We start from the raw sequence: 20379 nt of genomic DNA, 5'->3' as shown, positions 1-20379 counted from the left end.
ATTAATACCAGCGGAAGTAGCTCATTTGGTAGAGCGGTAGCCTTCCAAGCTTCAGGTGGCCGGTTCGAGCCCGGTCTTCCGCTCATTGCTCAGCAGGGTAATTTGCAGCAATTATAAAAGCTGTTAATTACTTCCTGAAAGCTGACTAGCCGTCGTAGCTCAGGGGTAGAGCACTTCCTTGGTAGGGAAGGGGTCATGAGTTCGATTCTCATTGATGGCTCAATAAAAAAACAAATGCGTAAGCGTTTAAAAATAAAAGTCGGTAGTTCTACGACGTTAAGCAAGAACCAATTTTCAAAACAAATAATAAAATAAAAACAATGGCAAAAGAATCATTCAAGAGGGATAAACCCCATCTTAACGTTGGTACTATCGGTCACGTGGATCATGGTAAAACAACCCTAACAGCCGCTATAACCGATGTTTTGTCAAAAAGAGGTTTAGCGGAAAAGAAAAATTACGATGATATCGATGGTGCTCCAGAGGAAAAAGAAAGAGGTATCACGATCAATACTGCTCACGTAGAATATCAAACTGACTCTCGTCACTACGCTCACGTAGATTGTCCAGGTCACGCCGATTATGTAAAGAACATGATTACTGGTGCTGCACAAATGGATGGTGCTATCTTAGTAGTAGCTGCAACTGATGGTCCAATGCCACAAACTAAAGAACACATCTTATTGGCTCGCCAGGTAGGTGTTCCTAAGCTTGTTGTATTCATGAACAAAGTTGATTTGGTTGATGACCCAGAATTATTAGAATTAGTAGAAATGGAAGTACGTGAATTACTTTCTTCTTACGGTTTTGATGGCGATAACACACCAATCATCCAAGGTTCTGCAACAGGTGCATTAGCAGGTGATCCACAATGGGTAGCTAAAGTTACTGAGTTGATGGAAGCTGTTGATAGCTACATTCCAGTTCCTCCACGTTTAGTTGACTTACCTTTCTTGATGAGTGTTGAGGATGTATTCTCTATCACTGGTCGTGGTACGGTTGCAACTGGTCGTATTGAAAGAGGCCGTGTAAAAGTAGGTGAACCAATTGAAATCGTTGGTTTAATGGAAAAACCATTATCTACTACTTGTACAGGTGTTGAAATGTTCAAAAAATTATTGGACGAAGGTGAGGCTGGTGATAACGCAGGTTTATTATTACGTGGTATTGAAAAAACTCAAATCCGTCGTGGTATGGTACTTTGTAAGCCAGGTTCTATTACTCCGCATACTGAATTTAAAGGTGAGGTTTACGTATTAAGCAAAGAAGAAGGTGGTCGTCACACCCCATTCTTCAACAAATACCGTCCTCAGTTTTACTTCCGTACTACGGATGTAACTGGTGAAGTAACTTTGAACGAAGGTACTGAAATGATCATGCCTGGTGATAACACTAACTTTACAGTTAAGTTAATTCAACCAATCGCAATGGAAAAAGGTTTGAAATTTGCGATTCGTGAAGGTGGCCGTACAGTAGGTGCTGGTCAGGTTACTGAAATTATCAAGTAGTATTGCGTACTAAGTATTTAGTACAAAGAAATAAAATAGTATTTATATCTTTACAAAGTACTTAGATCTAGCATCTAAGTACTTTGTACTTTATAGTAAATACTTCTACGGGCATGGTGCAACGGTAGCATACGGGTCTCCAAAACCTTTGATCTGGGTTCGAATCCTAGTGCCCGTGCTAACAAATGTGAGACTCTTCTAAATAATTCGGAGCGTTGATCTTTAGCACATTATAACATTAGTAAATTGTTTTTATGAACAAATTCACAGTTTTTGTAAAAGAATCTTACATTGAATTAACCGAAAAAGTTAGTTGGCCTAAGTGGGAACAATTAACACAATCAACCATGATTGTACTTGGTGCTACCTTATTTATTACACTTTTAGTTGGTGTGATGGATTTTGTAGCAAATGGTTCAATGAAATTTATTTATTCTTTATTCAAGTAATTACATCATGGAAGAACTAATAACTACCAATACCGGCGAAAAAGTAGAGAAAGAAAACAAGTGGTATGTACTTCGTGTGGTAAGTGGTAAAGAGCGTAAAATAAAAGAGTATCTTGATAAGGATATTGTTCGTAATGGTTGGGAGAAAATAATATCACAAATATTTTTACCAGTTGAAAAAGTTTACAAAGTTGCCAACGGTAAAAAAGTGATGAGAGAAAGAAACTTCTACCCTGGTTATATTATGATTGAAGTTGCTGATGGAAAATTAACAGATGATATTATTCAGCATATCAGTGGTATTAGTAACGTAATGCATTTTCTTACAGACGGTAAAGGTTCAAAAGGAAATATCATTTCTTTAAGAAAAGCTGAAGTGAACAAAATGTTAGGTAAGGTAGATGAAATGACGGACCAAGGTGGTGTTACATTATCTGAACCTTTCATAGTTGGTGAAACTATCAAAATTATTGACGGTCCATTCAATGACTTTAATGGTGTTATTGAAGAAGTTAATGATGAGAAGAAAAAATTAAAAGTACAAGTGAAGATTTTTGGTAGAGCTACACCAGTTGAACTTAGTTACATGCAGGTTGAAAAATTAGCATAATATTTATTGAAATTTTATAGTAAGCCCCACTTTTGTGGGGCTTTTTTGTTGTGTTTACTTCATAAAAAAGGCACCTTGAAAAGGTGCCTTTTTTATAGTAATGCTACATTATTCTTTTAATTTGCCTTTGTAGGTTGCTTTAAACAATTCAAACCTTGGAAGCGATACATTTGTTACATAACTATCGTTCGGGTTTTTAATGATGTAGTGTTGATGGTACTCTTCTGCCCTATAAAAAATATCTAGATTTTTTACTTCTGTTACAATTGGCTTTTTGAACATACCCGATTTATTGTACTTTACAATAGCAGCATCTGCTAGTGCTTTTTCTTCAGGTGTTTTATAAAATATTACTGATCTGTAAGAAGAGCCTCTGTCTGGCCCTTGTTGGTCAGGCGTAGTAGGGTCTTGCGAAGTAAAAAATACGTTTAACAACTCATCGTAGCTTACTACTTTTGGATCATAATACACCATCACTGATTCGGCATGACCGGTTGTTTCTGTTCCTACTTCTCTATATGTTGGGTTTTTGGTACGACCACCTGCATATCCGGCAATTGCACTGTCAACGCCGTTTACAGCTTCAAAAATATGAACAGAGCACCAAAAGCATCCCTCAGCAAATGCAGCCACTGCTTTTCCATTAGCAGCAGGTGCTGCAAGCATTACACTGTTTTCAGTTGTTTTCTTTTCTTCTTTTTTGTTAGTGCTTGTTTGAGCACAACTTATTTGTGTAATAACAAGTGCCGTGAACAATGAAACAGAAAATAATTGTGTTATTTTTTTCATGATAAACTAATTTGAATTTGATTTGTACTGTAATTACGTAATATTTGTTGGTAGCTTTCAACCATTTCGCTTAAAATTTGTTAAAGCCCTTTTTTTATTACGTAAATAGTAAGAGCAAGTATAAAATGTGCCACAAAAGTGTTGTATTTAAAAATAAAATACTACTTTTGCACTCCCAAATAGTTCTTTTGAATATGTTGTAAACAAATTTACAGCATTGGGAGTTTTACCAAATGGTAAAACGTTATCACCAAAAAAATAAAATATGGCTAAAGAAATCACCGGCTATGTTAAACTCCAATGTAAGGGAGGACAAGCCAATCCAGCACCGCCAATTGGGCCTGCTTTGGGTTCTAAAGGTATCAACATCATGGAGTTCTGTAAGCAATTCAATGCTAGAACTCAAGACAAACCAGGTAAAGTATTACCAGTTCTCATCACTGTTTACGGTGACAAATCATTTGATTTTGTAATTAAAACTCCTCCAGCTGCTGTACAGCTAATGGATGCTGCAAAAATTACTAGTGGCTCTAAAGAACCAAACCGTGTAAAAGTGGGTAAGGTAACTTGGGCACAAGTAGAAGAAATTGCGAAAGACAAAATGCCTGACTTAAATGCTTTTACGCTTAATAGCGCAATGAGCATGGTAGCTGGTACTGCACGCAGCATGGGGCTTACTGTAGAAGGTAAAGCACCTTGGGAAAATTAATCTCCCTGCCAGCAGGCAGGTTGTCACCAACAAACAAATAAAAAAATGATTACTAAAAAAAGAAAAATAGCAAACGCTAAGGTTGATGCTAATAAAGCTTATACGCTTAAAGAGGCAACTGCTTTGGTAAAAGATATTAACACAACAAAATTTGATAGCTCTGTTGATTTACACGTACGTTTAGGTGTAGATCCTAAAAAAGCTGATCAAGCCATTCGTGGTACAGTTTCATTACCTCACGGTACAGGTAAAACTAAAAAGGTTTTGGTATTATGTACACCAGATAAAGAAGCCGAAGCAACTGCTGCTGGTGCTGATTTTGTAGGTTTAGATGAATATATCGCAAAAATTGAAGGTGGTTGGACAGACGTTGATGTGATCGTAGCAACACCATCAGTAATGCCTAAAATGGGTAAATTAGGTAAAGTATTAGGTCCTCGTAACTTAATGCCAAACCCTAAAACTGGTACTGTTACCAATGATGTAGCAGGTGCAGTAAAAGACTTAAAAGGTGGTAAAATCGCTTTTAAAGTTGATAAATCAGGTATTATTCATGCTTCTATCGGTCGTGTAAGTTTTGCACCTGAAAAATTAGCTGAAAATTCTATGGAGTTTATCAATGCTTTAATTAAGTTGAAACCTGCTACTTCAAAAGGTACTTACCTTAAAGGTGTAAGCATGGCAAGCTCTATGAGCCCAGGTATTATGATTGACACTAAATCTGTTCAAAACTAAAAAATGTGGTCATCCTAAGCTTGTCGAAGGCTACAACATTTTTAAAAAATAATTGAAATGACAAAACAAGAAAAAAATGAAGTGATTGAATTACTGAAAGGTAAATTTAATCAATACAACAACTTCTACATAACCGATACTGAAAGTTTATCAGTAGCACAAATTAGCACTTTACGTAGCCATTGCTTTAATAAGCAAGTGGAAATGAAAGTGGCTAAAAATACTTTAATTAAGAAAGCTTTAGAAAGTATTGATGCAGAAAAATATGCTGGTGTGTTCGATTCATTACACCAAGTAACTGCATTAATGTTCAGCGAAAACCCTAAGGAACCAGCTATGATTTTAAGCGGTTTCCGTAAGGCAAATAATAACGAAAAGCCTGTTTTAAAAGCAGCTTTTATTAATGGTGATATATTTGTTGGCGACAATCAATTGAAAGCGCTTACACAAATCAAAACTAAGAATGAATTAATTGGTGAAGTAATTGGTTTATTACAAGCGCCAATACAACGTGTAATAGGTGCTTTGCAAAATAAAGATAATGCATCAGCTACTACAGAAGAAGCTCCAGCAGTTGAAGCAGCACCAGAAGTAGTAGCACCTGCAACTGAAGCACCAGCTGCAGCTACAGATGAAGCAGCTACACCAGAAGCGTAATTGAATTTTAAAGTATATTTTTTTTAATAACACATCCGCCGGAGTAACAAACAATGAAGGCGGAAAAAAACAAACAACAATGGCAGATATTAAAGCACTAGCTGAAAACCTAGTAGGTTTAACAGTAAAAGAAGTACAAGAATTAGCAGAATTCTTAAAATCAGAGTACGGTATTGAACCAGCTGCAGCAGCAGTTGTAGTAAGCGCAGGCGAAGGTCCAGCAGCAGCGGAAGAAAAAACTTCTTTCAACGTAATCTTGAAGAGCGGTGGCGCTAACAAATTAGCGGTTGTAAAAATCGTTAAAGATCTTACTGGTTTAGGCTTAAAAGAAGCTAAAGACTTAGTAGATGGTGCTCCAAAACCAATTAAAGAAGGTGTTGATAAAGCAACAGCTGATGATTTAAAAGCTAAATTAACTGAAGCTGGTGCTGAAGTTGAAATCGCTTAATTATTGCATTATAATTTATAAAATGCCCTTGCAGTTTTGCAAGGGTATTTTTTTGCATTAAACTTTTTAATGAACTTGTAATACTTACCGTTTGTATATTTCATTTTTCAATAACAATAGTATTGTAGATATTTACAGACTAAATAAATAAGTATGAATGTTCGTTTTATAAAATGGGGTTTACCCCTCATGTTTGTTGCAGCATGCAATAACCCAAAAGCTGCTGAACCTGCTACTATAGCAACAGAAAAAGTAACCCAATTTTTTGATGTGGCTGGAATGGATACATCTGTAAAACCTGGCAATAATTTCTTTGAATATGCCAATGGTGCTTGGTTAAAAATAACTACCATTCCAAATGATCAAACAGGTTGGGGTAGTTTTTATACGCTATATGAAAGCAATCAAAAAGCACTGAAAACTATTTTAGAAAAAGCAGCTGCAACCAATAATGCAAAAGGAAGTTTAGAGCAAAAAGTAGGTGACTTTTATGCAGCTGGTATGGATACTATTGGTCTTGAAAAAATTGGTGTAACACCTGTTAAAGCAGTTATAGCTAAAATTGATTCTGTAAATGATATCAATGGTATTATGCCTTTAGCCACAGCATTGTATGCTAGTGGTGAATCACATGGATTACTAGGGTTTTATGTTGGCGCCGATGAAAAAAATAGCCAACGCAACCTAGCAATATTTAGCCAATCAGGTTTATCGTTGCCAGAAAAAGATTATTACACAAAGCAAGATAGTGCTAGCATTGCAGCAAGAGCAGCATTGGTTACATATGCAAAACAATTATTTGTATTATCAGGTAAAGATGAACCAACTGCAATAAAAGCAGCCAATGAATTACTAGCACTTGAAACAATGATGGCAACATCGCATTTGAAACCTGCTGAAACAAGAGACCCCATTAAGAATTACAATAAAATGAGCTTGGTTGATTTGGATAAGGCACAGCCTAATATTGGTTGGTCTAATTTTTTTAAAGCCATGAATGCTACGGTTGATAGTGTAAATATTCAACAACCTAAATATTACGAAGCACTAAATAAATTAATTGCTCCCAACATGTTGAGTGTTTTTAAAAGTAAACTTGCTTTTGTATACTTAAGCAACAATGCATCATTATTAAATAAAGCAATGAGAGATGCTGCTTTTAATTTTTCAAAAGTGTTTAGCGGACAAAAAACTGATAACGAACGTTGGAAGAAAATGGTGAGCAGGGTAGATGGTAGTTTGGGTGATTTACTTGGCCAACTTTATGTAAAAACCTATTTTACCGAAGCTGCAAAAAAACGTATGGATGAGCTTGTAAGTAACTTACAAAAAGCCTTTGCCATTCGTATTCAAAAAAGTGAGTGGATGAGTGATAGTACCAAAGCTATTGCGACCATTAAGCTCAACTCTTTTTTAAAGAAAATTGGTTACACAACTAAATGGAAATCATACGATGATGTTAGTATTGATAGAAATGATTTTTTCAACAGTGCTAAAAGCATCAGTAAACATGAGCATGCTGAACGTATTGCTAAATTGAGCAAACCGGTTGACAAAACAGATTGGGATATGACGCCTCCCACCGTAAATGCCTATTACAACCCCACCAACAATGAAATTGTTTTCCCAGCTGGCATTTTACAATTTCCTTTTTTTGATGTAAATGCTGATGATGCTATTAATTATGGTGGTATTGGTATGGTAATAGGGCATGAAATGACGCATGGTTTTGATGACCAAGGTAGTCAATATGATTACCAAGGCAACTTAAAAAATTGGTGGGCTAAAGGTGATGATAAAAAGTTTAATGCAAAAACAGCCATGGTGGTTAAGCAATACAATGCATATACTTTATTCGGTAATATGCATGTGAATGGTGCACTCACTTTGGGAGAAAATATTGCTGATTTTGGTGGTATTGCCATTGCATACGATGCCTTTAAAATGACCAAGCAAGGACAATCAAATGAAAAAATTGATGGCTTTACGCCTGATCAACGTTTCTTTTTAGGGTATGCTCAAATTTGGCGTATCAAAACCAGAGATGAAACCATGCGTACACGATTATTAACCGACCCACATTCACCCGAAGTATTTAGAATTAATGGTCCGTTGGCAAATTTTGACCCATTTTATGCTGCATTTAATGTGCAAGTGGGGGATTCTATGTACATCGCTCCTGCAAACAGGGCTCGTATTTGGTAGTAAATTATTTTGGCACAATAGCTGCCATTTTCTTTAACGATTATTATTCATTATTAAAAAATACACACCATGAGTAACGAAATTATTAAAGAAGAAGAAGGCTTTTTAGATAAGTTAAAAAACAAAGCTGCTGATTTAGCAGATAAAGCTGGTGATGCTTGGGAAGATGCTACCGATAAAGCAGAAGAGCTTTGGGATAAAGCAAAAGACAAAGCTGAAGATGCATTAGACGCTGCTAAAGAAAAAGCAGCAGATTTATGGGATGGCGCAAAAGACAAAACAGCAGATTTAAAAGAAAAGGCAGCTGATAAAATTGACGATTTAAAAGATGAGGCTGAAATTGCAAAAGCAAAAGCAGCTTTAACAGCGGCTGAAATTAAGGCTGATGTGAAAGATGAACTAAAAAAATAATATTGCATTTTACAAATTGATCATGAAAGAGTACCTATTAAGGTGCTCTTTCTTGTATAGGGTAACTAACCAAAACTTGCTATTTCAGTAAAAAATAGGTCAAAATTGTCGGTTTTTAACAAATCTCCTGCCAAAATGATAATATTTGATGATTTATTTATAATATTTCCCTACCTTTACCATCCTTAAATTGGCGATAGTAGCGCAAGCTCTATTTTCACTGCAAGGATCTTCACTAAACGTTTTAATTAATATATGTCTGCAACAAAAACAAATGCTGCTAAGCGTATCAACTTCGGGAAAGTTGAACTCATAGCGGAACAGCCTGATTTGCTCGGAATCCAGATACAGTCGTTTAAGGACTTTTTTCAGTTGGAAACAACGCCAGATAAACGAAATGTAGAAGGATTGTTTCGTGTGTTCAAAGAGAACTTTCCTATTAGTGATACCCGTAACATTTTCGTATTGGAATTTTTGGACTACTTCGTAGATCCACCACGTTATTCAATCGATGAATGTATTGAAAGAGGGTTAACGTATGCGGTGCCTTTAAAAGCTAAGCTTCGTTTAAGTTGTAATGATGAAGAGCATGTGGATTTTCAAACCATTGTACAAGATGTATTCTTAGGAAACATACCGTACATGACCCCACGTGGTACTTTCGTAATTAACGGTGCTGAAAGGGTTGTAGTAAGCCAATTACACCGTTCACCAGGTGTATTCTTTGGTCAATCAATTCACCCAAATGGTACTAAAATTTTCTCTGCTCGTGTAATACCTTTCAAAGGTGCATGGATGGAGTTTGCTACCGATATCAATAACGTAATGTTTGCGTATATCGATCGTAAGAAAAAATTCCCTGTAACAACCTTATTACGTTCTATCGGTTTTGAAACTGATAAAGACATATTAGAGTTGTTTGGTATGGCTGATGAAGTGAAGGCCGATAAAAAAAGCTTAGACAAACATATTGGTAAACGCCTTGCTGCCCGTGTTTTACGTACTTGGGTAGAAGATTTTGTGGATGAAGATACTGGTGAAGTAGTTTCTATCGAAAGAAATGAAATTATTTTAGAAAGAGATACTGTTTTAGATGAAAGCAACATTGCTACCATCCTTAACGTAGAAGTAAAGAGTGTATTCATTCAAAAAGAAGAAGTTAGTGGTGATTATTCTATCATTTACAATACTTTAAATAAAGATACTTCTAACAGTGAGTTAGAGGCGGTACAACATATTTACAAACAATTACGTGGTGCAGATGCGCCAGATGATGAAACGGCTCGTGGTATCATCGATAAGTTGTTCTTTAGCGACAAGCGTTATGATTTAGGTGAAGTTGGTCGTTATAAAATTAACCGTCGTTTAGGTTTAGATTTCCCTGTTACTAAAAAAGTATTAACCAAAGACGATATTATCGCCATCATTAAAACCTTGGTACAATTAACCAATGGTAAAAGTGAAATTGATGATATTGATCACTTAAGTAACCGTCGTGTACGTACGGTAGGTGAGCAATTGTACGCTCAATTTGGTGTAGGTTTGGCCCGTATGGCTCGTACCATTCGTGAGCGTATGAACGTTCGTGATAACGAGGTATTTACACCGGTTGATTTGATTAATGCTCGTACATTATCATCTGTTATCAACTCTTTCTTTGGTACATCACAGTTATCTCAGTTTTTAGACCAAACCAACCCATTGTCAGAAATTACGCACAAACGTCGTATTTCAGCGCTTGGGCCCGGCGGTTTAAGTCGTGAAAGAGCTGGTTTTGAGGTACGTGACGTTCACTATTCTCACTACGGTCGTTTATGTACTATTGAAACACCTGAAGGTCCAAACATTGGTTTGATATCTACACTTTGTGTACATGCCAAAATCAATGACATGGGCTTCATTGAAACACCTTACCGAAAAGTAACTGATGGTAAAGTGGATATGAAGAAAGTAACTTTCTTAAGTGCTGAAGAAGAAGATACAGCGAAAATTGCACAGGCAAACGTTGATATTGATGATAAAGGCAACTTTGTTGATGATAAAATCAAGTCACGTCAAACAGGCGATTTCCCTATTTTAGATAAAGGTGAAGTAGAGTATATGGATGTAGCACCTAACCAAATTGTTGGTTTGAGTGCTTCGTTAATTCCATTCTTAGAGCATGATGATGCGAACCGTGCCTTAATGGGTTCAAACATGCAACGTCAAGCTGTACCATTAATTAAACCAGAAGTGCCAATTGTAGGTACTGGTTTAGAAGCGAAAGCTGCTAGAGATGCACGTATTCAAATACATGCAACTGGTGAAGGTGTGGTGGAGTATGTTGATGCTAATGAAATTCATGTACGTTACAAGCGTAGTGAAGAGGCACAATTGGTAAGCTTTGAAGATGATTTAACGATTTATAAGTTAACCAAATTCGTTCGTACCAACCAAGAAACAACCATCAATTTACGTCCGGCAGTAACGAAAGGGCAAAAAGTAAGTGAAGGTGATTTCTTAACAGAAGGTTATGCTACAAAAGATGGTGAATTAGCATTGGGTCGTAACATGAAAGTGGCCTTCATGCCATGGAAAGGTTACAACTTTGAAGATGCGATTGTAATATCTGAGAAAGTAGTAAAAGATGATTTGTTTACTTCTATCCACATCAGTGAATTTGAAACTGAAGTAAGAGATACGAAGTTGGGTGAAGAGGAATTAACGCCAGATATCCCGAACGTATCAGAAGAAGCTACAAAAGATTTAGATGCAAATGGTATTATTCGCATTGGTGCAACAATCAAAGAAGGCGATATCATTATTGGTAAAATAACCCCTAAAGGTGAAAGCGATCCAACACCAGAAGAAAAGTTATTACGTGCTATTTTTGGTGATAAAGCTGGTGATGCTAAAGATGCTTCATTGAAAGCACCAAGTGGTACTGAAGGTGTTGTTATTGATAAGCGTTTGTTCCAAAGAGCGAAGAAAGATAAAAATGCAAAAGTTCGTGAAAAAGCTCAGTTAGATAAAATTGAGAAAACACACGAAGACAATGAAAATAAATTAATGGAAATGCTGCAAAACAAATTGCAGTCGTTGTTACAAAACAAAACCAGTCAAGGTGTTACCAACAACTTCGGTGAAGTTTTAATTGGTAAAGGCGTAAAATTTACTGCTAAAAACTTAGCTGGTATTGATTATGTAAACGTAAACCCATTAGGTTGGAGTGGCGATGAAAAAACAGATGATTTAATCAACACTTTATTACACAACTACAATATTAAGTTTAACGAAGAGTTAGGCCGTTATAAGAGAGAGAAGTTCAACATATCTATTGGTGATGAATTACCAGCAGGTGTATTGAAATTAGCAAAAGTATACATGGCAGTTAAACGTAAGTTGAAAGTAGGTGATAAAATGGCGGGCCGTCACGGTAACAAAGGTATTGTTGCTAAAATTGTACGTGCAGAAGATATGCCGTTCTTAGAAGATGGTACCCCGGTTGATATCGTTTTAAACCCACTAGGTGTACCAAGCCGTATGAACCTTGGGCAGATATATGAAACTGCGTTAGGTTGGGCTGGTGAAAAATTAGGCGTTCGTTTTGCTACACCAATTTTTGATGGTGCATCTGTAAACGAAATTGCTGAAAACATTGAAAAAGCTGGTTTACCTAAGTTTGGACATACTTACTTGTACGATGGTGAAACGGGAGAACGTTTTGACCAAAAAGCAACAGTAGGTATCATCTACATCATTAAGTTACACCACATGGTTGATGATAAAATGCATGCTCGTTCTATCGGACCATACAGTTTAATTACTCAACAGCCGTTGGGTGGTAAAGCACAGTTTGGTGGTCAACGTTTTGGTGAGATGGAGGTTTGGGCTTTAGAAGCTTATGGTGCATCTAACATTTTACAAGAGTTGTTAACGCTTAAATCTGATGATATTATTGGAAGAGCTAAAACTTATGAAGCAATTGTAAAAGGCGATAACATTCCAAGAGCTGGTATACCTGAATCGTTCAATGTATTGGTACATGAATTAAGAGGTTTAGGTTTAGATTTAAAGTTCGAGTAAGAGGGAAGGAGTGGGGCAGTTTGCAATAAGCAAATTGCCATGAGGATGAGCAGTTTTTTTAATTAATTTTTTAGACAATTATTCAATTTAATATGGCATTCAAAAAAGAAAATCGTCCGAGAGCAACCTTCTCTCAAATTACGATTGGTTTGGCTTCGCCTGATACTATTTTAGAAAGAAGTTATGGTGAAGTGTTAAAGCCAGAAACCATTAACTACCGTACTTACAAGCCTGAAAGAGATGGTTTGTTTTGTGAAAGAATTTTTGGTCCGGTAAAAGATTATGAGTGTGCTTGTGGTAAATACAAGCGTATTCGTTACAAGGGCATTGTATGCGATCGTTGTGGTGTTGAAGTAACAGAAAAGAAAGTACGTAGAGAAAGAATGGGCCATATTAAATTAGTGGTTCCTGTAGTACATATTTGGTATTTTAAATCATTACCAAACAAAATTGGTTACTTATTAGGCATGAGTTCTAAGAAATTAGAAACCATTGTTTACTACGAACGTTTTGTGGTAATAAACCCAGGTATTCGTGCCGATAAAGGTCAGAATTATGGTGATTTATTAACAGAAGAAGAGTACTTAGATATTTTAGATACGTTACCAAAAGAAAACCAAATGCTTCCTGATGAAGATCCGGAAAAATTTGTAGCTAAAATGGGGGCAGAAGCCGTTCATGCTATGTTAGAGCGTTTGGATTTAGATCAATTAAGTTTTGATTTACGTAACTCAGCAGCGAACGAAACTTCACAACAACGTAAAGCTGATGCTTTAAAGCGTTTGAGTGTAGTTGAAAGCTTCCGTGATGCGAATACAAGAATTGAAAACCGCCCTGAGTGGATGGTTATGCAATACATTCCTGTAATTCCACCAGAATTACGTCCTTTAGTTCCATTAGATGGTGGTCGTTTTGCATCATCAGATTTAAACGATTTATACCGTCGTGTAATTATTCGTAACAACCGTTTAAAGCGTTTGTTAGAAATTAAAGCGCCAGAAGTAATCTTACGTAATGAAAAACGTATGTTGCAAGAAGCGATTGATTCATTGTTTGATAACAGCCGTAAATCTAATGCTGTAAAAGCAGAAGGTGGTCGTGCTTTAAAATCATTGAGCGATGTATTGAAAGGTAAGCAAGGTCGTTTCCGTCAGAACTTATTAGGTAAACGTGTGGATTATTCAGGCCGTTCTGTAATTGTGGTAGGACCAGAATTAAAAATGCACGAGTGCGGTTTGCCGAAAGATATGGCGGCTGAATTATTTAAGCCATTTATTATTCGCAAATTAATTGAAAGAGGTATTGTAAAAACAGTTAAGAGTGCCCGTAAGTTGGTTGATAAAAAAGAAGCCATCATTTGGGATATCTTAGAAAATATATTGAAAGGCCATCCGGTAATGTTGAACAGGGCTCCAACCCTTCACCGTTTGTCAATTCAAGCTTTCCAACCCAAATTAATTGAAGGTAAAGCGATTCAATTACACCCATTAGTAACATCAGCGTTCAACGCCGATTTCGATGGTGACCAAATGGCGGTACACGTACCATTAAGCAACGCTGCTATTTTAGAAGCACAGTTGTTAATGTTATCATCGCACAATATCTTAAACCCTCAAAATGGTACACCTATTACCTTGCCTTCTCAGGACATGGTATTGGGCTTGTATTACATCACAAAGGGTAAAAAAACCATTGGCGATGAAATCGTGAAAGGTGAAGGCAAATCATTCTACTCTGCAGAAGAAGTTATTATAGCTTACAATGAAAAGAAGATTGATTTACATGCTAACATCAAAGTAAAAGCGAACTATCGTAACAACGATGGTACGTTAACCAATAAATTAATTGAAACTACAGTGGGTAGGGTTATTTTTAACCAACACGTACCAAAAGAAGTAGGTTTTATTAATGCATTGCTTACTAAGAAGAACTTAAGAGAAATTATTGGTGATATTATTAAGTGGACAAGTGTACCTATCACTGCTAAATTTTTGGATGATATTAAAACATTGGGTTACCGTATGGCCTTCCGTGGTGGTTTATCGTTCAACATTAACGACTTAATTATTCCTGAAATTAAACAGGAGTTAGTTGAAAATGCACAAGGTGAAGTAGCAGAAGTTTGGGATAGCTATAACATGGGTTTAATTACCAATAACGAACGTTATAACCAAATTATTGATATTTGGAGCCGTGTTGATACCAAAGTAACAGAAACATTGATTCGTGATTTGGCAACAGATAAACAAGGGTTTAACTCTGTTTATATGATGCTTGATTCTGGTGCTCGTGGTAGTAAACAACAAATTAAGCAGTTGGCTGGTTTGAGAGGGTTAATGGCTAAGCCACGTAAATCAGGTTCATCTGGTAGTGAAATTATTGAGAACCCAATTTTGGCCAACTTTAAAGATGGTTTAAGTGTATTGGAGTACTTTATTTCTACCCACGGTGCTCGTAAAGGTTTGGCGGATACGGCCTTGAAAACTGCGGATGCTGGTTACTTAACAAGAAGATTGGTTGATGTGGCGCAAGATGTGGTAATTAATGAAGAAGATTGTGGTACTTTAAGAGGTATAGCAACATCTGCATTAAAAGATAATGAAGACATTATTGAACCATTGAGTGACAGAATTGAAGGTAGAATGAGTTTGCATGATGTATTGCATCCTGTAACTGAAGAAATATTGGCTGTAGCTGGTGAAGAAATTAGTGCAGATACTGCTAAATTGATTGAAGATAGTGGTATTGAAACTGTTGAAATACGCTCAGTTTTAACCTGCGAAAGCAAACGTGGTGTTTGTGTGAAGTGTTATGGAAAAAACTTGGCAACAGGTACCATCGCACAACGTGGTGATGCTGTTGGTATCATTGCAGCACAATCAATTGGTGAGCCTGGTACACAGCTTACCTTACGTACCTTCCACGTGGGTGGTGTGGCTGGTTCAGCTTCAGTTGAATCATCATTGTACGCTAAGTTTGATGGTACTTTGCAATTTGATGGTTTACGTACTGTAAATACTGAAGATGCAGATGGTAAAAAACAAATGGTGGTTATTGGTAGAACCGGTGAAATTAGAAACATCGATGTAAAATCTGACCGTTTATTAAACAGCATGCACATTCCTTACGGTTCTGTGTTGAAAGTGAAAGACGGACAAAAAGTAGCAAAAGGTGATGTAATTTGTACATGGGATCCATTTAACAACGTTATTGTTGCTGAAGTACCTGGTACTATTAAGTTTGAAGCTTTGTTAGAAGGTATTACTTACCGAGATGAAGCTGATGAACAAACTGGTCACCGTGAAAAAGTGGTTATTGATACAAAAGATAAAACCAAGTTACCTACCATTTTTGTTGAAGGTAAAGAAAAGAAAACCTACAACTTACCTGTTGGGTCGCACATTGTAGTAGAAGAAGGTGATGAAGTGAAGAGCGGTCAGGTGTTGGTGAAAATTCCACGTGTGTTAAGTAAATTGAAGGATATTACGGGTGGTTTACCTCGAGTAACAGAATTGTTTGAGGCTCGTAACCCAAGTAACCCTTCTGTAGTGTGTGAAATTGATGGTGTAGTTGCTTTTGGTGCTGTTAAACGTGGTAACAGAGAAATCATTGTAGAAGCTAAAGACGGTGTTGTTCGTAAATACTTAGTACCATTGAGTCGTCAGATTTTGGTACAAGATGGTGACTTTGTGAAAGCAGGTGCATCATTGAGTGACGGACAAACAGCGCCAGCAGATATTTTGGCGATCAAAGGTCCGTTTGCAGTACAAGAGTATGTAGTAAATGAAATTCAAGAAGTATATCGTTTACAAGGTGTACGTATCAACGACAAACACGTAGAAGTAATTGTTCGCCAAATGATGCGTAAGGTAACCATTGAAGATGCTGGTGATACCATATTCTTAGAAGGAGATGTTGAAGATAAAATGGACTTTAACAGTGTGAACGATGATATTTTCGATAAGAAAGTAGTAACGGATCATGGTGAAAGTACTAAATTAAAAACGGGTCAAATCGTTACATTGAGAGATGTAAGAGAAGAAAACTCAATTTTAAGAAGGGCTGATAAGAAGTTGGTTGAGTTTAGAGATGCTCGTCCGGCAACATCATCACCATTGTTATTAGGTATTACAAAAGCGTCATTGGGTACACAAAGTTGGATTTCAGCAGCGTCGTTCCAAGAAACAACAAAAGTATTATCATCTGCCGCTATACAAGGTAAAACAGATTTAATGTTAGGCTTAAAAGAAAACGTAATTACTGGTCACCATATTCCAGCAGGTACGGGCTTACGTGAATTTGAAAATATGATTGTAGGTAGCAAAGAAGAATACGAATTGTTGATGACTACCAAAGAAGCGATGAATTTTGATGAAGAAGAGTAATCATTATTGATGCATTATATTAAAAGGGAGTAAGATGAAAGTCTTGCTCCTTTTTTTATTTGGGATGAGGAATTATGAATGTTGAATGATGAATGATGAATGAGGAATGGGGGATGATGAAATAGGAGTGATTAATGACAACTTTCTTTTAGATTGCAAATATTTTTGTGAAGGTTTTCGATTATATTTATTTTAAATATTGGCGGTTAAGTAAGGCTAGTTGTAGTTACTAATCCCCAATTTTTTTGGTTTTGAATTACCAATTAAATACAGCTAAAATGATTAGTCGGAAGCAAGGCTGTACGTGCTGTTAAAAATAGGCGTTGCACATCAACACCTTTTATAAAATTTACTTTTATACCATGAAAACTTCCATACCTTATAATGATTTGAGGTTATTACATATTGATGTTTTAATATTCCACGAGGGTATATTTATTGGTGTAGGTAAAGCAAATTGTAATGCAATTTGGGAAATTGATGTTTGGATAAAAACTGATGACCCCATATTCAATAAATGGAAAACTCCTTATCTTGATTTACTGATAGATGATTTTATACCTGTGTATGAAAAAATAAACCAAAGCATAACTATATGCACACTTGATATGGTATTTTTCGAAACAACATTTGTGGCTTTAAACTCGGGTTTTGAGGCCATTTCGTTTTTGTTAACTGCACATAATCTTACCATAGTTGAGCAACAATACATGTTAAACAACTTGTTACAGTGAGTATTAATGCACAAAAATTTATAACGGCGCAACAAAGTTGTATAAAACATGTTGAAGCTGAATTGCGAAACGGTCACAAATAAACGCATTTGATTCAAACACTATAATTTTTGAAATTATTTAATGAAGTAACTATTTATTAATAGAAAACTTAAAGCTATGTTTTTCAATTACTTAAAATAAAATATTCAAATTAATAATTATGGATTGATAATTATTTTAGATATTTTTTTGTTATGTTAAAAATATGTTGTTGTTTTATAGTATCAAATCAAACAAAGTAGCCGTACTCTAATGATTAGATTTACCCTTTTAACAACTATTACTTTATTGTTTTTTTTTAGTGCATTTTGTCAAAATGTAACTGTTGTAAAAGTTACTGAACCAAGTGGCGAAAATGGTCCTTTTAAAATAAGTTATAAAGTAGTAGACTCGGGTGTAGTTTTTATAGAACAGTATAGGGTTGGTTGTAAAGCTTATTTGAACGAAGGTTATTTCTTTCCAAATGAAGTTGTTGTATTAAGTTCTAATAGTACAGCATATAGCATAATAAAACCAACTACAAAATTTTTAACAGTACATGGAAATATTACCTATAATTTAAACTATCGAAGTTACATTGATACTCCATTTACACAAAATGATGTAGTACAGCAATCCCTACAAACAAGGTTAGATATCACCTTGAAGGAACAACTTCCTTTTACAGTATTTTTTACAACCAGACACTCCAACTCTCCTTTTTTTACTAACGCTACTGATGTTTCTTTTCAATTTAAGCAGCAAGAATTGTTATCAGGTATAAAGAAAAACATGTTGCTTGATGTAGAAAATCTTTTATCAGATCCTTATTTAAACAAAACTCCAGAGCAATTTGCACAACCTAGTTCTCTTGACAAACATGTAAATACAAATACCTCAATTTTAGGTACTTCAAAAGATTTTATTAATCCTTTATTTGAGAAAAAAAAGGCTGCTATTATAGATTCATTAAAAAAATTATCGAATAATTATGAAACAATTAAGCAGCAAGTGTCCAATTTAGAAAGGTTAAATTACAATAAATCAAGTACTCAAGAAGCTGTAGAAAAAAATGAAAAGCAGTTAAAAAATCAACTAAAAAATAAAAGCGATAATGACCTCAAAATACCCCAAAATATAAATACTATCAATTCAATGGATAGTGTTGGATATTATTCAGCACTTAAGGAAAAGCAATTACTCCTTCAGAAGAATAAAGAAATGCTACAAGAAGCATTTAAAAAATATCAATCTTATCAACATAAAATACTTGATTCATTAAGAATAATTAAAAGTAAAATCAATAATATCAAAGATAAATCAACTCTTGACGAATATATTGCAACTAATCAATTAGACAATGGTGCTCTTTCAAAGTTTCAAAAGTTTTTATTATCAGTTAAACAAATTGGTATTGGCAGAACATGGATTGATTATTCTGAATTAACTGTAAAGAATATTTCGTTAAATGGTATTAATGTAGAACTAAACCCTAATAAAGTTTACGTAGCTGCTGCGGCCGGAAAAGTGAATTATAGATTTAGAGATTACATTGTAAAAGGAAATTATGCAGGAAGCAATCAATCAGTGGGATTATTACGAGCAGGATTCGGAAAAAAAGATGGTACCAATTTTATCGTAACTTATTATTCTGGTAAGAAAGCTTTATTAAATCAGCGATCTATCAATGATACTGCTTCAGTTCAACCTATTGCAGGTATATCTATTGAAACCAAAGCCGCACTAAATGCGAATAATTATCTGATTGCAGAATATGCTAAATCTACTTCACCCAGCATAAAGGGGAAAATTTTTGATTTACAAAACAAAACTAATGAAGCTTGGAGTATCAAGTTATTCAGTACTTATGGTAAAACTAAATTGACCAGTTATTATCGTAAAACTGGAGAAGGGTTTCAATCTTTCACACTATTTCCTACAAATAATAAGCAGGATGCTTGGATGATTAAACTTAATCAAAGTCTTTGGCGAAATAAATTTTTAGTTGATGCTGCCATTCGAAAAAACGATTTTAATAGTCCTATAGCTGCACCTCAATTTTCAACAACTAATATTTTTAAATCATTACAATTAACCTTGAGGGTACCTAAATTTCCATTTATATCTGTTGGATATTATCCTTCATCACAATTAAGTTTGAGTAATAATAATGTATTGTTTGAAAGTAGGTATAATACGCTCAACGCAATTGTTAGTCACACATACGTTTTAGGAAATTTAAGTATGTTAAGTAATGCGACCTATACTAAGTTTTATAATCAACAAATAGATAGTGGATTTATATATTACAACGCCACTACTATTAATTTTGAACACACTATCAATTTAAAACATTTCAACTTACAAGGTATTGCATCCATAACACAACAAAACTTTATACATCAATTAAGTATTGAGCCAGTAGTTACTTACCAACCAAATAATAAGTTTTCGATTACAGGAGGTGCAAAATGGAATCGTATCAATAAGGCAAATACCCTTTGGGGTGGTAGGGCAGCTATGTTTTTTAAAGTAGATAAAATTGGTACTATACAATTACAATACGATAAAATTTATTTACCAGGTTTTTATAGAAACTTGCTTCCTGTAGATGTAGGGAGAATAACTTTTAATAGGGTATTTTAAAAATAAT

The 20379-nt window shown here is 35.3% G+C and carries 14 protein-coding genes and 3 tRNA genes; 16 read left to right on the top strand and 1 reads right to left on the bottom strand.

Features of this window, described 5'->3' with window-relative positions:
• Positions 1–10: 10 nt before the first annotated feature.
• From ACFOWM_RS04355 to nusG, 6 genes are all read left to right on the top strand, one after another.
• Positions 11–83: transfer RNA gene (locus tag ACFOWM_RS04355), tRNA-Gly, on the top strand.
• 65 nt (positions 84–148) lie between these two features.
• Positions 149–220: transfer RNA gene (locus ACFOWM_RS04350), tRNA-Thr, on the top strand.
• 100 nt (positions 221–320) lie between these two features.
• Entirely contained in the window at positions 321–1508 is a 1188-nt protein-coding gene (gene tuf / locus ACFOWM_RS04345) for an elongation factor Tu (protein ID WP_379707457.1), read from the top strand.
• A gap of 107 nt (positions 1509–1615) precedes the next feature.
• Positions 1616–1686: transfer RNA gene (locus tag ACFOWM_RS04340), tRNA-Trp, on the top strand.
• 76 nt (positions 1687–1762) lie between these two features.
• The gene (secE, locus tag ACFOWM_RS04335; protein ID WP_379707456.1) at positions 1763–1957 is read left to right on the top strand and encodes a preprotein translocase subunit SecE; all 195 of its coding nucleotides are present in this window, start codon (positions 1763–1765) and stop codon (positions 1955–1957) included.
• A gap of 7 nt (positions 1958–1964) precedes the next feature.
• The gene (gene nusG, locus ACFOWM_RS04330) at positions 1965–2567 is read left to right on the top strand and encodes a transcription termination/antitermination protein NusG (protein ID WP_379707455.1); all 603 of its coding nucleotides are present in this window, start codon (positions 1965–1967) and stop codon (positions 2565–2567) included.
• Between the two features lie 108 nt (positions 2568–2675).
• On the opposite strand, the gene msrA is transcribed toward nusG, so the two are convergent.
• Positions 2676–3356 carry a peptide-methionine (S)-S-oxide reductase MsrA gene (gene msrA, locus ACFOWM_RS04325; RefSeq protein WP_379707454.1) on the bottom strand — a complete coding sequence of 227 codons (681 nt, stop codon included), beginning with the start codon at positions 3354–3356 and terminating at the stop codon, positions 2676–2678.
• A gap of 265 nt (positions 3357–3621) precedes the next feature.
• Here msrA and rplK point away from each other — a divergent pair, with 265 nt between their 5' ends.
• The 10 genes from rplK to ACFOWM_RS04275 all read left to right on the top strand — a co-directional run bounded on the left by rplK (position 3622) and on the right by ACFOWM_RS04275 (position 20372).
• Positions 3622–4065: a 50S ribosomal protein L11 gene (rplK, locus tag ACFOWM_RS04320; protein ID WP_379707453.1), complete on the top strand. Its 444-nt coding sequence runs from the start codon at positions 3622–3624 to the stop codon at positions 4063–4065.
• A 45-nt stretch (positions 4066–4110) separates the two neighbouring features.
• On the top strand, positions 4111–4800 hold the full coding sequence (rplA, locus tag ACFOWM_RS04315; protein WP_379707452.1) for a 50S ribosomal protein L1: 690 nt from the start codon (positions 4111–4113) through the stop codon (positions 4798–4800).
• 57 nt (positions 4801–4857) lie between these two features.
• The gene (gene rplJ / locus ACFOWM_RS04310; RefSeq protein ID WP_379707451.1) at positions 4858–5457 is read left to right on the top strand and encodes a 50S ribosomal protein L10; all 600 of its coding nucleotides are present in this window, start codon (positions 4858–4860) and stop codon (positions 5455–5457) included.
• A gap of 79 nt (positions 5458–5536) precedes the next feature.
• Positions 5537–5905: a 50S ribosomal protein L7/L12 gene (gene rplL / locus ACFOWM_RS04305; protein ID WP_379707450.1), complete on the top strand. Its 369-nt coding sequence runs from the start codon at positions 5537–5539 to the stop codon at positions 5903–5905.
• A gap of 153 nt (positions 5906–6058) precedes the next feature.
• A complete protein-coding gene (locus ACFOWM_RS04300; protein ID WP_379707449.1) occupies positions 6059–8110 on the top strand; it encodes a M13 family metallopeptidase in 2052 nt (683 codons plus the stop codon).
• A gap of 69 nt (positions 8111–8179) precedes the next feature.
• Positions 8180–8521 carry a hypothetical protein gene (locus ACFOWM_RS04295; RefSeq protein WP_379707448.1) on the top strand — a complete coding sequence of 114 codons (342 nt, stop codon included), beginning with the start codon at positions 8180–8182 and terminating at the stop codon, positions 8519–8521.
• A 255-nt stretch (positions 8522–8776) separates the two neighbouring features.
• Positions 8777–12586, top strand: a complete 3810-nt coding sequence (gene rpoB / locus ACFOWM_RS04290; protein ID WP_379707447.1) for a DNA-directed RNA polymerase subunit beta — start codon at positions 8777–8779, stop codon at positions 12584–12586.
• Positions 12587–12678: 92 nt separating this feature from the next.
• Positions 12679–16971 (top strand): DNA-directed RNA polymerase subunit beta', encoded by a 4293-nt coding sequence (rpoC, locus tag ACFOWM_RS04285; RefSeq protein ID WP_379707446.1) that lies wholly within the window; start codon positions 12679–12681, stop codon positions 16969–16971.
• A gap of 362 nt (positions 16972–17333) precedes the next feature.
• Positions 17334–17705, top strand: a complete 372-nt coding sequence (locus tag ACFOWM_RS04280; protein WP_379707445.1) for a hypothetical protein — start codon at positions 17334–17336, stop codon at positions 17703–17705.
• A gap of 294 nt (positions 17706–17999) precedes the next feature.
• A complete protein-coding gene (locus ACFOWM_RS04275; protein WP_379707444.1) occupies positions 18000–20372 on the top strand; it encodes a hypothetical protein in 2373 nt (790 codons plus the stop codon).
• The last annotated feature ends 7 nt before the right edge of the window (positions 20373–20379 follow it).

The organism is Ferruginibacter yonginensis, assembly GCF_042651465.1.
Taxonomy (GTDB): Bacteria; Bacteroidota; Bacteroidia; order Chitinophagales; family Chitinophagaceae; genus Ferruginibacter; species Ferruginibacter yonginensis.
Note: the sequence above shows the minus strand (reverse complement) of the source record. Positions and strands in the feature narration are given on the sequence as shown.

Bases quoted from the DNA above. Each gene is read 5' to 3' on its own strand.
- tuf (WP_379707457.1), top strand. From the start codon at position 321: ATGGCAAAAGAATCATTCAAGAGGGATAAACCCCATCTTAACGTTGGT.
- secE (WP_379707456.1), top strand. From the start codon at position 1,763: ATGAACAAATTCACAGTTTTTGTAAAAGAATCTTACATTGAATTAACC.
- nusG (WP_379707455.1), top strand. From the start codon at position 1,965: ATGGAAGAACTAATAACTACCAATACCGGCGAAAAAGTAGAGAAAGAA.
- msrA (WP_379707454.1), bottom strand. From the start codon at position 3,356: ATGAAAAAAATAACACAATTATTTTCTGTTTCATTGTTCACGGCACTT.
- rplK (WP_379707453.1), top strand. From the start codon at position 3,622: ATGGCTAAAGAAATCACCGGCTATGTTAAACTCCAATGTAAGGGAGGA.
- rplA (WP_379707452.1), top strand. From the start codon at position 4,111: ATGATTACTAAAAAAAGAAAAATAGCAAACGCTAAGGTTGATGCTAAT.
- rplJ (WP_379707451.1), top strand. From the start codon at position 4,858: ATGACAAAACAAGAAAAAAATGAAGTGATTGAATTACTGAAAGGTAAA.
- rplL (WP_379707450.1), top strand. From the start codon at position 5,537: ATGGCAGATATTAAAGCACTAGCTGAAAACCTAGTAGGTTTAACAGTA.
- ACFOWM_RS04300 (WP_379707449.1), top strand. From the start codon at position 6,059: ATGAATGTTCGTTTTATAAAATGGGGTTTACCCCTCATGTTTGTTGCA.
- ACFOWM_RS04295 (WP_379707448.1), top strand. From the start codon at position 8,180: ATGAGTAACGAAATTATTAAAGAAGAAGAAGGCTTTTTAGATAAGTTA.
- rpoB (WP_379707447.1), top strand. From the start codon at position 8,777: ATGTCTGCAACAAAAACAAATGCTGCTAAGCGTATCAACTTCGGGAAA.
- rpoC (WP_379707446.1), top strand. From the start codon at position 12,679: ATGGCATTCAAAAAAGAAAATCGTCCGAGAGCAACCTTCTCTCAAATT.
- ACFOWM_RS04280 (WP_379707445.1), top strand. From the start codon at position 17,334: ATGAAAACTTCCATACCTTATAATGATTTGAGGTTATTACATATTGAT.
- ACFOWM_RS04275 (WP_379707444.1), top strand. From the start codon at position 18,000: ATGATTAGATTTACCCTTTTAACAACTATTACTTTATTGTTTTTTTTT.